Here is a 13,231-nt window from a genome sequence, read left to right as displayed (position 1 = left end):
CTATGGCGCTGGCCCGCGCTCTCTCTGCTACGCAGGCAGATGATCGGCGGTTCCACGCGAGGTTACGATAAAAGATGTGAATGTTCTAGAACTTTTGCCGATCATCCCCTCGCCGCTTCGCGAATCGAGCGCAACGGCGCTGGAGTGGATGCGCCTCCGCGACTATATCGCCGACCGCACCTTCTCTCCTCTCGGGCGGGCTTGGATTCTCGCTCTCGAACCCTGTGCCGACCTGGTGTGGATCGATCAACAGCAGCAGCGCACCGCTGAGCTCCGATCGATGCTACTTCGCGGCGGCAGCTTCGAGTTCCGCGGCTTGTTCGACCCGACGGTGCTCCTCGACAAGGCTCGTATCGACGGCGCGGCACTTGAGTCCACCGAGATTCGCGATCTGCTTACTGTTGTAGAGCGCGTCGCCGCGTGGCGCAACATGATCGACCCACCGCCCAACGGCACTCACTATGAGTGGCCCAGTATCGCCGCACTCTCCGCGCCCTTGCTGGACTATGATCTGGCTCCTCTGCTTCGTCTGCTGCGCGGCAAGATCGAGGCTGACGGCAGCCTGAACGATGACGCTTCACCCGAACTACGACGCATCCGACGAGCGATGGAACGCCAGCATCGCGCCATCGAAGAGAGCTTGCGCAAATCGCTGCGCGGCCTCAGCGAAGGCGGCAGCACGCAGGAAGATCTCATCACCATTCGAGGCGATCGCTTCGTTATTCCGGTGAAGGTCGAGTTCAAACGCCGTGTCCCAGGCGTAATTCATGGGTCTTCTTCGTCCGGCCAGACGGTCTTCGTTGAGCCTCTTGAGACCATCGAACAGAACAACGAGCTCGTCCGGCTTCTCGATGAAGAGCAATCCGAAATTCATCGAATCCTCGTCGCGATGACCCATGCCCTGGGTCAGCAGGCTGTGGCTATTCATCTGGGGTGCTGTATTCTCGCGGAGGTCGAGTCCCATGCTGCCCGCGCGCGATTCGCAGAGACGCTGAACTGCGTGCGACCAATATTTACACAGGAGTTGTCGCTCATCGCGGCGCGTCATCCCTTGCTCGAACTTCGTATGCGTGCCGCAGCGCTGGCCGCAGATGAGGAGTACACGACGCCGGTTCCACTTACCGTTGCGCTTCCGGTCGACGCGAAGCAACTCATCATTAGCGGACCAAACACGGGCGGCAAGACCGTCTCGCTCAAGACACTTGGATTGCTGTCCCTGATGGCGCAGTCAGGTATTCCGGTGCCAGCGGAAGAGGCGAAACTACCGATCTTCACCAGCATCTACGCCGATATCGGCGATGCGCAGTCTATTGAACGTAATCTTTCGAGTTTCTCCGCGCACGTCGTCAATCTGGATCGCATCTCGCGTGAGGCTACAGCTGATTCCTTGGTGCTTCTGGATGAGTTGGGATCTGCCACCGATCCGGAAGAGGGTGCAGCCCTTGCCGTCGCTATCGCGACACACTTTCTCAAGCTCGATTCGTGGTGCTGCATCACCACTCACCTTACTTCGCTGAAGGTCTATGCCGCGAATCGTGCGGGCGTTCTCAACGCTGCGGTTGGCTTCGATCAGGAGACGCTGACGCCGACATATGAGCTTCGTCTCGGCGTACCCGGCGTCTCTGCGGGTCTCAATATCGCTGCTCGGCTGGGTATGTCGCCGGAGATTATCGCGGCGGCGCGGGCGCAGTTGACCACGCAGACTACTGATATTGGGGCGTTTCTCGATCAACTGCATGAGCAACTCTCCGCAGCTCAGGCGGAACGCGAGGTGATGCAGCAGCGCGAGCGCGAACTGTCTCGCGAGAAGGCTCGCGTTGAGGTGGAAGGAAGGGTTGAACAGAAGGCGCGGACGAAGGAGCTTGAAGCGAAGCTCAATTCGCTCATCGAAGACTTTGCTTATCAGCTGCGGGAGACGGTGAAGGCTATCGACGATAAGGCTGTGGCGCAGAAGATCGCTCGCGACTCGGACCGGCGCATGGCTACGCTGCGGAGGGAGTTTTCGGAGCAGTTCAACTCTACGGTGGTGGCGCATACTTCGCGTGCGGACAAGAACGATCCGAACGCCAAGCCGCACATTCCAAAGGGCATCAAGGTAGGAGATCTGGTGAAGTTGAAGTCGCTTGGACGTCAGGCGCGGGTGGATCGCGTTGTCGATGCGAAGACGTTCGAGGTTTCGATGGGGCAGATGAAGATGCGGGCTGGCATTGAAGATATCGCAGAGGTGGAGTCGGTGAAGGTGGTGACGCCGCTTGAGGCTGCGCGTCGGCGGGGCGGGGTTACGGTGGCCACGGTGAACGACGATACGGACTATATGACCTCTGAAATCAACGTGATCGGGCGTACGGCAGATGAGGCGCAGACGGAGGTGGAGCGCTTTTTGGACCGAGCGTTTCTGGCTGGGCTGCCTCGGATTCGGATTGTGCACGGCACCGGGATGGGGGTGCTTCGGCGCACGCTGCGGGAGTATCTGAGGAGCCATCCACATGTCACGACCGTCACCGAACCGCCGCAGAATCAGGGGGGACAGGGCGCGACCGAGGTTGAGCTGCGCCAGTGATTCTGCCTGTGGTTGGCGTGTGGTGAGTTGGTGGTTTCCTGGTGGTAAGTTGTGGTAATTAGGCGGTTGTTCGCGTGGTGCGGGGGCAGGAACGACGCGGGTTTTGTGCTTTTAGGTGGTAAAAAATTGAGGCGGCGGAGATGCACTGAAACTGGTGCGTTTTCTACTGCTTTTGTTGTCAAGTGAGAGGCTATGCTTTTTAGAAGATTATGTCCTGCCGGACAGGCCGCCTGCTCAGCGGGAGGTCACTTCGTGACTCGTATACCTTGTCGTGGCAGGATCATCACCTGAGGGCCTCCCGCTGGTCGGCAATCGTCATTGCTCCCGACCAACGGGAGGGCCACCCGAAGGGTATACAAGTCACGAAGTGACCTCCCCACGAGCAGTGGGCCCGTCCGGCAGGACGCATCTGCAGTTGCGCTCTGTCCCTTCACCCATGTACCTCTATCTACATGACTGAAACCTCCCGTCGCGGCCTCATCCTGATCAACACCGGCCCCGGCAAGGGCAAGACCACCGCCGCCCTCGGCACCGCCTTTCGCGCTGCGGGCAACGGTATGCGGGTACTGATCCTCCAGTTCCTCAAAGGCTCCTGGCACTACGGCGAGCTCGACTCCGCCGCCGCTCTCGGTGAAGACTTCGTCATCCGCCAGCTTGGCCGCGGCTTCGTCAAAGTCGGTGGCGCCGAGACCGATCCTGAAGACCTCAAGATGGTCGAAGACGCCTGGGCCGAGGCCGCAGCCGCGATCCTCTCCGGCGACTGGGACCTCATCGTCCTAGACGAGATCAACTACGCCATCGGCTACAAGATGCTCGACCCCGAGAAGGTCGCGGAGGTGCTGCGCCAGAAGCCCGAGATGCTGCATGTCATCCTCACTGGCCGCAACGCCCACCCCATCCTGGTCGAGCTGGCTGACACGGTGACCGAGATGCGCGAGGTAAAGCATGCCTACGAAAAGGGAATTCTCGCCCAGCGGGGTATTGAATTTTAGAAGATTCTGTCCTGCCGGACGGGCCGCCTGCTCGGCGGGAGGTCACTTCGTGACTCGTATACCTTGTCGTGGCAGGATGATTGGCTGTGGGCCTCCCGCTGGTCGGCAATCATCATCTCGACCAACGGGAGAGCCACCCGAAGGTTTAAAGAGGCGTGCAAACGCCCACCCCACGTGCAGTGGGCCCGTCCGGCAGGACATATCTTCTCGCGCAGTTACTCCTCAATGCGAGCATCCTTGCCACGCCTTGGTCTCGAGGTCGTCGTCTCCGCCACGCACTTATCCGACACGCGCTGCGGATTCGCGCACTTTCCCGCAGCCGTCCGCGTAAACGTGCGAAACATCCTGTCTACATCGATCCGCCCATTGCGCCCCTCGCGCTCCACAGCCGTATGCATTGCGGAGAGCAGTTCACTCCGCAACTCGTGAAAGATCTTATCGAGAAAGATATACGGCAATCAGCCCTCCATGCAGCGCTCTGTCAAACGATACATTGCCGCGCAGAGTTTCTTCTCCCGCATCTATCCACCCCCTGTACTGAACCCGTCGCAAACTTGCATTCGATAGCACCGGCAATCCTCAAAGTATTTGAAAAATCTCTGCGTATATCGCAAATAACTTGCACGAGAGTTCCTCGACTGTATATTGTGAACTCTCATCGGAGAACGTTTACTCAAATGTCCCCAAGCTCTTCCTCGCGACGCTCCTTCCTCAAGGCCTCCACCCTCGCCGCCTCTTCGATCGCCCTGCGCGGCTCCACACTTCTCGCCCAGGCCACCCAGGCGGACGCACGCATCGACATCCTCCCGGCGGAGCCCATCGGCACTATCTCCCCCGAGATCTACTCGCACTTCATCGAGCAGCTCGGCGGCGTCATCTACGACGGCGTCTGGGTCGGCACCGACTCGAAGATCCCCAACATCGGCGGCGTCCGCAGAGCCTTCATCGACACCATGCGCGCCGTCAAAGCGCCCGTCCTCCGCTGGCCCGGCGGCTGCTTCGCCGACAGCTACGACTGGCGCGACGGCATCGGCCCTGCAAGCAAGCGCCCCGCACGCGCCGGTTTCTGGGACCAGCAGGACAACAACCAGTACGGCCTCCACGAGTTCATGCATACCTGCCGCGCCATCGGCTGCAAACCCTACCTCGCCGCCGATCTGCGCTCGCTGCCTGCGCGCGACTTCTACCAGGAGATCGAGTACTGCAACGCTCCCGCGGGCGACGTACCTTGCAACTCCGCCGCGAAGGCCGTTCCCGACGCCCTCGCCTCGCAGCGTGCAGCCAACGGCGACCCCGAACCCTTCAACGTCGATCTATGGGGCGTGGGCAACGAGAGCTGGGGTTGCGGCGGCAACCTCACGCCCGAGGAGTACGCCGCCGAGTTCCGCCGCTACACTGCCTGGACGCCAAGCTACGGCAAGAAGCCCCTCCGTTTTGTCGCCGTCGGACCAAATGGCGACGACGTTGATTGGACCGCACGTCTCTTCAAAGCTCTCTACGCCAACCCCGAGCGACGTCACCTGTGGGGACTCTCCGTGCACTACTACACCTCCGGCAGCGCCGCTAAGTTCGCTGCTGGTGACGCTCTCAACTTCACCAACGACGAGTTCTACGACCTGCTGACACGCGGCAGCATCATGGAGCGCGTGATCACCGACCACTGGCACGCCATGGGCACCACCGACGGCCAGCCGCAGGTGAAGCTCGTCGTCGACGAGTGGGGCGCGTGGTACGGCAAGGGCACGGAGCTTGCACCCGAGTACAACCTCTCGCAGCAGTCCACCATGCGCGACGCCCTGCTCAGCGGCATCACGCTCGACATCTTTCAGCGCCACGCCGATAAGGTCGCCGTGGCCAATGTGGCGCAGTCGATCAACTGCATCCACTCCCTGATGCTTGCGCAGGGCGACCGATTCACCGTCACTCCGACCTTCCACGTCTTCCAGATGTACCTGCCCCACAGCGGCGCGCAGGCCGTCCGCGCGGAGTTCAGCTCGCCATCGATCGCCAACCCGCTCGCCAATGCGCCCATCCCCGTGGGCGGCAATAGCTATCGCGGCTCGCTTGAAGCGGTGAAAACTCTCGCTGGTCTCAGCGGCTCGGCGTCTATCTCGCCCAGCGGCAATGGAAAGCAAGTCACCCTCACGGTCGTCAATCCGCACCTCGACCAGCCGGTCACTACGGAGATCGTCCTCCACGGATCCAGCATCGCCAGCGCCACCGGCACCGTCCTGAGCGAGACGGACATCCACGCCCATAACGACTTCGACCACCCCAACGCCGTCCATCCGCGCCCCGCCACCGTCGGCCAACCCACCGCCGGACGCCTTCTCCACACGTTTCCCGCAGCCTCCGTCACTACGCTTCAACTGACCCTCGCCTAGCTGGCCGGCCTCGCTCCAATCGCGTATGTCGCGACATCCCGATACAATGGGCAAGGCACCTTGGAAGCGCGAGGGCGAGCGGAAGGGCAAGCACGGATGAGTTGGTTCAAGCGCGAAGACAACGAGATCGTCAACGACTCGGAGAAGACAGTCCGGACCGAGGGTCTGTGGACCCGCTGCCCCGACTGCGGCAAGGCCCTCTTCAAGGCTGAGCTGGAAGCCAACCAGCAGGTGTGTCCGCACTGCGGCTACCACTTCCGCATCGACGCCCGCTCGCGTATCGACAACCTGCTCGAACCAGGCTACGAGCTGGTCGACCTCGAACTCCGCTCGACCGACCCGCTTCAGTTCACCGACCTGAAGCCCTACAAACGCCGCCTCGCCGAAGCCCAGAAGAAGACCGGCCTCAACGACGCTATCGTCAACGCTATTGGTAACCTCGGCCCGCATCCGGTCGTGCTCAGCGTCATGGAGTACAGCTTCATCGGCGGCAGTATGGGCTCCGTCGTCGGCGAGACGATCGCCCGCGCTGTCGACCGCTCACTCGCCACGCGGCATCCGCTCATCATCGTCTCGGCCTCCGGCGGCGCACGCATGATGGAGGGCATCGCGTCGCTTATGCAGCTTGCGAAGATCTCCGCCGGCCTCGCTCGTATGGATGACGCGAAGATTCCGTACATCTCCGTGATGACCGATCCCACTACGGGCGGCGTTACCGCCAGCTTCGCCATGCTGGGCGACCTCAATATCGCCGAGCCGAATGCTCTGATCGGCTTCGCTGGCCCTCGCGTCATCGAGCAGACGATTCGGCAGAAGCTTCCTCCGGGCTTTCAGCGCTCGGAGTTTTTGCTCGAACACGGATTTCTCGACGCCATCGTGCCGCGCAAAGAGATGAAGCAGTACCTCATCCAGGCTCTAAGCTGGATGACCGTCTAATCCCGACCGATGGGAGGACCATCCGAAGGTTTATACAAGTCACGAAGTGACCACCCCACGTGCAGTGCGCCCGTCCGGCAGACATAATCTTCTAGAGAGGCATCCATGAAGACCCTCCACCGCTGCACCTGGGCCGAGAGCGACCCGCTCCTTCGCACCTATCACGACGAAGAGTGGGGCATCCCCCAGCGCGACAGCCGCATGCTCTGGGAGATGCTCATGCTCGAAGGCTTCCAGGCCGGCCTCTCCTGGCTCATCATCCTGCGCAAGCGAGACGGCTTCCGCGATGCCTTCCACAGCTTCGACCCTAAGGCCGTCGCACGCTACACCGAAAAAGACATCACCCGCCTCATGGCCAACCCCGGCATCATCCGCGCCCGCGCCAAGATCGAAGCCACCATCGCAGGCGCTAAGATCTACCTCGCCATGCAGCAGTCCGGCGAAGACTTCTCCGAGTTCGTCTGGAGCCTCGCAGGCGGCAAGCCGATCCTCAACACTACCGGCCACGTTCCCGCTAAAACCGACCTCTCCGAAGATATCTCGAAGACCCTGAAGAAGCGTGGCTTCAAGTTCGTCGGCCCCGTCATCGTCTACGCATGGATGCAGGCCATCGGCATGGTCAACGACCACGCAGAAGACTGCTTCCGCCGCAACGCCGTCGCCAAGCAATCCGCAAAGAAAACAACAAAACAAAACTGAGCGAAACCCACGCCTTCGAGCCGCACCACTAAACTCGAAGCAGCATGCAAGCCTCCGTCCCATCGAGAACCGCTCTCCGCGTAGCCCTGCGCCGAGCCGCGCACCAACTCTACGACGCGAAGCCGCTCGTACTCGACGACCCCATCGCCGTCCCCATCCTCGGCGACACCTACGCCGAAGATCTTCGCCGTACCCCCACGCGCCCCGACCGTCCCTTCTCCGTCGGCCTCCGCGCCTTCCTCGTCGCCCGCAGCCGCTACGCCGAAGACACCCTCGCCGCAGCCATCGCCGGTGGCGTCACCCAGTACGTCCTCCTCGGCGCAGGTCTCGACACCTTCGCCCACCGCAACCCTCACCCCGGCCTTCGCGTCTTCGAGGTCGATCATCCCGCCACGCAGCAGTGGAAGCGCGAACTCCTCGCATCCACCAGCCTCCCCACTCCGCTCAACCTCACCTACGTCCCCATCGACTTCGAACATCAGTCCCTGCCCGAGCAGCTTCAAGCCGCAGGCTTCGACCCCCACACGCCATCCTTCTTCGCATGGCTCGGAGTCGTTCCCTACCTCACCCTCCCCGCCTTTCGATCGACCCTCAACTTCATCGCCGCGCAGCCACGCAACAGCGGCCTCGTCATGGACTACGGCCAGCCCCGCCACGCGCTGCCCTTCCGCGAACAGCTCGCGCACGACTCTCTCGCCGCCCGCGTCCAGCAGGCCGGCGAACCCTTCAAACTCTTCTTCACCCCACGCGAGATCGCCGCCGAACTCACCACCTTCTACAACATCGAAGACCTCGGCTCACCCGAGCTCAACTCCCGCTACTTCGCCAACCGCACCGACAAACTCATGCTCCTCGGCGCCGCAGGCCGCCTCCTCAGCGCCCAACTCTAGTAGTGCATCTTCATTGTCGGTCCAGAGTGGATCCACCGCTCTCGTAGCGTACGATTCATTGCCTTCCAGGATAGGTCCACTCTCGTTCTAGAGTAGAAAATTGGGTGGTGTGTCAGCTTAAGGACCGGTACAAACGAAGTTACCCATAACCCCGTTTTGCAGGAACATGCAGAGCAGTTGCTCCTATTCACTGTTCAGAAGAGCCCAATAGCCTGGGCAGTCCTGGATGGTATTGTGCTTAACTTTGGGCACGACAACATAAGAAACAATGCCCTCTCGAAATCGTGTGCGCAGGCGCTCCGAGCTGGAGCGTGGAACTACCTCGTCGTCTTCTGCGACGATGATCCGAGTTGGAGCCGTCACCTGAGGCGCGTATCTCCACGATTCAAACTTATCGCGCAAGAGCCAGCGTACCGGCACGAAAGGATAATGCTCCTCGGCGGCGTCCCCGAGACTGTCGAAGGGAGTGACCAGGATAAGGCGCGCGAGGGGCCTCTGACTGGCTATCCAGACGGCGACGCCAGACCCAAGGCTTCGCCCGATAACTACGATGTTTGGATGCTCGGCATGCACTCGGTCAAATAGCGCCAGAGAGTCGGCGAAGATGGCCTGCTGTGACGGACTGCCTGAGCTTCCGCCGTAGCCGGGATAGTGAAGTGCGTAAATGGCCCTGCCAGGAAACGCATCGATAATATCCGGAATATCCAGCGAAACATCTTCCGCATTACCTCCAAAATAGATGAGCGCTGCGGGCCCAGCGTGGGGATGGGTGGACACTTGGACTGTCGCAGCTCCGACCGAAAGGATCATTAGGGTGCTCGCTTCGCGATTGAACCTTGGTTGCGGATAGTAGATCAGCGAACGCTGAAATACGAACAATGCCCCGCAGACCAGCGCATATAGGACTCCCACCACCACGGCCATAATGTTGAATACCCGTCGTGCGGATCGCATCGGCTTCCTCTATTCGTAAAAACTGCTCAGTCAGGTGCTTCGAGGCATCTGGAACTTTTAGCTAACCCGACTTTACTGCAATTCTTGTTTCTGCGAAGTCAGGTTTTTGGCAACTTCACTCGTTTAATTCAAAACTACTCACTACCTAAAATTGTCGTCATTCTGAGCGAAGCGAAGAAGCCCTGTATTTGCTCGAAGCGCTCGCTTTACACTGCGGAGAGAGATGTTCCAGCTTCTAGGCACCCCAAGGCTTTAGCCTTGGGCCTCCCGGCCCTGCCGAGAATTGGGGCTTCAGCCCCTGGGGTGTGCTCCCTCATCAGCTACCTACGACCAAAGTCTGGCAAATCCATTCGTCAGACACTACGAAACCAAAATCGCAGCATCCCACAAACTAAGCATCGCGCCGATCCCGCAACAACATCGCAACACTCGCAAAACCAAGCACCGCAAAGAGCCACGGCCCATACGTCTCAAAGGGATCATGCATCGTTACGCCAATCACACCGTCGAAGACCTGCACCAACGCCATCGTCAGCGCCATAGCCGCCACACCCAGCCGCCAGCGCAGCCACATCGCAACGATAACCACAATCGGAAGCGCAACACTACGCGACGCCGCGTACATCGCATACACATCCCCGTTGCCCTTACCCTGCAAAGCAGCCACCGAAAACGAAGCGCTCACCAGCGCACTGATCAACGCAACTCCCGCGCATATCCAAAATGCCCGCGTCTGCCTTATACCAATGCTCATAGCCAGTCATCTCCTTACACGCAACTCTACGACAACTCCGGCAGACTCTTCCGCACCAGCGGAGCAACCTTCGTTCCCAGCAGCTCAATCGCCCGCATCAGCTTCGCGTGCGGCAGCGCCGCCACACTCATCTGAAAACTCAGCCGCGCCACACCACCAAGCGACTCGTTCAAACGCAGCACCTTCTCCACCACCGTCTCGGCATCGCTCACAAACAGCGCACCCGTCGGCCGCCGCAGAGCCTCGAACTGCGCACGCGTCACGGGAGGCCATCCCCGCTCTCTCCCGATCTTCGTAAACGCCTCCGCATATCCCGGAAAGAAATCATCCGAGGCTTCCTGATCCGTATTCGCGACATAACCCAACGCATGAATCCCCACCTTCAGCGTCTCCGCTGGATGACCCGCCCTGTGTCCCGCCTCTCGGTACAGATCGATCAGCGGACGAAAGCGATGCGGCTCCCCACCGATGATCGCCACCATCAACGGCAGCCCCAGCGCACCCGCACGCGCAAACGACTCCGGCGTTCCACCTACACCCAGCCAGATCGGTATCGGGTTTTGTAACGGTCGCGGATACACACCCTGCCCCGTCAACGCCGCGCGATGCTTTCCAGACCAGTTCACATGCGTACTCTCGCGAAGCTCCAGCAGCAGATCCAGCTTCTCCACAAATAGCGAATCGTAGTCTTCCAGCTTCAGCCCAAACAGCGGAAACGACTCAATGAACGATCCGCGCCCCACCACCATCTCCGCGCGTCCGTGCGATAGAAGATCCAGCGTAGCGAAGTTCTGAAACACCCGCACCGGATCGGCCGCGCTCAACACCGTCACCGCGCTGGTCAGCCGTATGCGCTTGGTCCGCGCCGCCGCCGCACCCAGAATCACCGCAGGCGCCGAGTCGAGATACTCCTCCCGATGATGCTCCCCCAGTCCAAACACATCCAGACCAACCTCGTCCGCCAGCGCGATCTCCTCCAGCAGATGGCCCATCCGCTCCTCCGCGCTCACCGTCACACCCGTGATCGGGTCTGGAACCAGTGCTGCAAAGCTATCAATCCCAATCTGCATCGTGCGAACCTCATCTGGCGACTGTCGCCGTAATCTCTCGATGTTACGTCCTGCAATACCTTGATGTCCGTCACGCAGGATAGTTTCATCGCAACGCAACCCTCCACATTCACAAAAAAGCCACCCTCCTGAGATAGGAGGGTGGCCCGCAAAAACAACTGAAGCGAACGCCTACTTCTCGGTCGTTACAGCATTCGGATAGATCCCCCGAATCGGCGCGGTCATCTGCTTCTCCAGCTCAGGGTGCGGGAACGGCTTGCGTGGCATCATCGCCTCGCGCTCGCTTGTGTTGTAGAGAAAGATCGCCTCCACCACCGCAGCCTGCTCGAGGTCGAGCGGATGCAGCCGGTCGTACGTATCCATGTCCGAGTGATGCGTCCGCGTCTCATAGTCCATCGGGTCCTGAATGTACTGGAACCCCGGCAGCCCTACCGCATCGAACGCCAGGTGATCCGTCCCGCCCGTATTCCGGTACGAGATCGTTGTCACGCCAAGATCCGCCAGCGGCGCAATCCACTGCTTGAAGATCGGCGCAATCGCCCAGTTCTCCTGCGTATAAACGCCGCGAACTTTACCCGTCCCGTTGTCGAGATTGTAGTAAGCGTCCAGCGTCTCCCACTCCTTGGTCGTAGTCAGCTTTCCGTGCTCCCGCATAAAGCTCGGCGTCCCCGCAGGCTGCGGATGCTCCGGCTCCGCAAACGTTCCGAAGTGCTGCTTCACATATCCCAGCGAGCCGTATAGCCCCTCCTCTTCGCCGGACCACAGCGCAATCCGGATCGTCCGCTTCGGCTTCACGCCCAACGCCTTCAGAATCCGCACCGCCTCCATCGCCACAATCGAACCCGCACCGTTATCGGTCGCGCCTGTGCCCGAGATCCAGCTATCCAGATGTCCGCCCACCATCACCACCTGGTCCTTCAGCTTCGGATCATTCCCCGGAATCTCCGCCACCGTATCGAACCCATGCTCATGATCGCCCGTGAACTTCGTCTCGATGTTCACCTCCAGCGTCACCGGCACATGATTCTCCAGCAGCCTCGCCAGTCGGTTGTAGTGCTCGATCATCATCACCGCATTCGGAATTGTGACCGCAGTCGCCTTCTCCTGCGCGCCCCGCACCAGATTCGCTCCGTTATCGTCAAAGATGATTCCCGTCCCGCCACCTTTTCCGCCATCGCGCGTCGGCGTAATGATCGCGGCCACATGTTCGTCCGTCATCATCTTTAACGCAGCCGCACGCAGCGCCGTCAGCCGCGCCCGCTCCGCCATCAACTGCGCAATATCCGGAGCACCCACCCGCGGCGCAGGATATGTCTCCATCTCCGCCAGCTCCTCCGTCGTATACCGATGGAACAGCGGCTCCGTCAGATCCGGCGTAGCCCGCATCGCACCCAGCAACACAATCTTTCCCGCCAGCTTGCCCTTGTACTGCTCCAGATCCTTCGCATCCTTCAGATCGAGATACACCGCCTCGCCCGATACCGGCCCATTCGTAGCCGGCGACCACGGCGCAGCCTGCGCCCACAGCGGCTCCGGGTCCGGCGACACCATCCGGACCCACGTATTGATCTGCTGCCACCCCATCCCAAACTCGCCCCAATCCTCCAGGTGCGCATTCTCCAGCCCGATCTTCGTCAGCGTATCCCGCGTCCACGCATTCGCCTTCGCCATATTCGGCGACCCCGTCAGCCGCGGCCCAATTCCATCCGCCAGCGCTCCCGCAAACTCCATCACATGCGAGTGCTTCAGACCCTCCTCGCGAATCCGCGCATACATCGTCAGGTCAAGACTCTCCGTCGCCGGCTGCGGCCCATAGTACGAAGGCGTCTCCGCAGCCACCATCTCTTTCGGCTTCTTATCTGCGCCGTAAGCAGGAACGGCAAGACTGGCGACAGCTGCAGTAAAGCAGCCCCAACGTGCAAAGACGCGAACGAATGACATATTCGGTAGGCCTCCAACAAATTTTTATGAAATGGTGTTGAGTGCGCAGAA

The 13,231-nt window shown here is 60.6% G+C and carries 11 protein-coding genes; 6 read left to right on the top strand and 5 right to left on the bottom strand.

Annotated elements, in window-relative coordinates; genetic code table 11:
• Positions 1–94 precede the first annotated feature (94 nt).
• Positions 95–2,560, top strand: a complete 2,466-nt coding sequence (locus GSQ82_RS21115) for a Smr/MutS family protein (RefSeq protein ID WP_158794844.1) — start codon at positions 95–97, stop codon at positions 2,558–2,560.
• Positions 2,561–3,012: 452 nt separating this feature from the next.
• A complete protein-coding gene (cobO, locus tag GSQ82_RS21110; RefSeq protein ID WP_158794288.1) occupies positions 3,013–3,552 on the top strand; it encodes a cob(I)yrinic acid a,c-diamide adenosyltransferase in 540 nt (179 codons plus the stop codon).
• Positions 3,553–3,767: 215 nt separating this feature from the next.
• On the opposite strand, the gene GSQ82_RS21105 is transcribed toward cobO, so the two are convergent.
• Positions 3,768–4,010, bottom strand: coding sequence for a hypothetical protein (locus tag GSQ82_RS21105; RefSeq protein WP_158794287.1), 243 nt, complete (start codon positions 4,008–4,010; stop codon positions 3,768–3,770).
• A 219-nt stretch (positions 4,011–4,229) separates the two neighbouring features.
• On the opposite strand from GSQ82_RS21105, the gene GSQ82_RS21100 reads away from it, so the two are divergent.
• From GSQ82_RS21100 to GSQ82_RS21085, 4 genes are all read left to right on the top strand, one after another.
• Complete coding sequence (locus GSQ82_RS21100; protein ID WP_174243127.1) at positions 4,230–5,936, top strand: alpha-N-arabinofuranosidase; 1,707 nt, start codon at positions 4,230–4,232, stop codon at positions 5,934–5,936.
• A gap of 96 nt (positions 5,937–6,032) precedes the next feature.
• A complete protein-coding gene (gene accD, locus GSQ82_RS21095) occupies positions 6,033–6,872 on the top strand; it encodes an acetyl-CoA carboxylase, carboxyltransferase subunit beta (RefSeq protein WP_158794286.1) in 840 nt (279 codons plus the stop codon).
• Between the two features lie 105 nt (positions 6,873–6,977).
• Positions 6,978–7,571 carry a DNA-3-methyladenine glycosylase I gene (locus GSQ82_RS21090; protein ID WP_158794285.1) on the top strand — a complete coding sequence of 198 codons (594 nt, stop codon included), beginning with the start codon at positions 6,978–6,980 and terminating at the stop codon, positions 7,569–7,571.
• Between the two features lie 44 nt (positions 7,572–7,615).
• Positions 7,616–8,461: a class I SAM-dependent methyltransferase gene (locus tag GSQ82_RS21085; protein WP_158794284.1), complete on the top strand. Its 846-nt coding sequence runs from the start codon at positions 7,616–7,618 to the stop codon at positions 8,459–8,461.
• A gap of 183 nt (positions 8,462–8,644) precedes the next feature.
• On the opposite strand, the gene GSQ82_RS21080 is transcribed toward GSQ82_RS21085, so the two are convergent.
• The 4 genes from GSQ82_RS21080 to GSQ82_RS21065 form a co-directional block, all read right to left on the bottom strand.
• Positions 8,645–9,415, bottom strand: a complete 771-nt coding sequence (locus GSQ82_RS21080) for an alpha/beta hydrolase (protein WP_158794283.1) — start codon at positions 9,413–9,415, stop codon at positions 8,645–8,647.
• 391 nt (positions 9,416–9,806) lie between these two features.
• On the bottom strand, positions 9,807–10,169 hold the full coding sequence (locus tag GSQ82_RS21075; RefSeq protein ID WP_158794282.1) for a hypothetical protein: 363 nt from the start codon (positions 10,167–10,169) through the stop codon (positions 9,807–9,809).
• A 26-nt stretch (positions 10,170–10,195) separates the two neighbouring features.
• Positions 10,196–11,239: an LLM class flavin-dependent oxidoreductase gene (locus GSQ82_RS21070; RefSeq protein ID WP_158794281.1), complete on the bottom strand. Its 1,044-nt coding sequence runs from the start codon at positions 11,237–11,239 to the stop codon at positions 10,196–10,198.
• A gap of 171 nt (positions 11,240–11,410) precedes the next feature.
• On the bottom strand, positions 11,411–13,180 hold the full coding sequence (locus GSQ82_RS21065; RefSeq protein WP_158794280.1) for a M20/M25/M40 family metallo-hydrolase: 1,770 nt from the start codon (positions 13,178–13,180) through the stop codon (positions 11,411–11,413).
• Positions 13,181–13,231 lie beyond the last annotated feature (51 nt).

Source organism: Granulicella sp. L60, assembly GCF_009765825.1.
GTDB lineage: Bacteria > Acidobacteriota > Terriglobia > Terriglobales > Acidobacteriaceae > Edaphobacter.
This window is presented reverse-complemented; position numbering and strand designations above follow the sequence as displayed.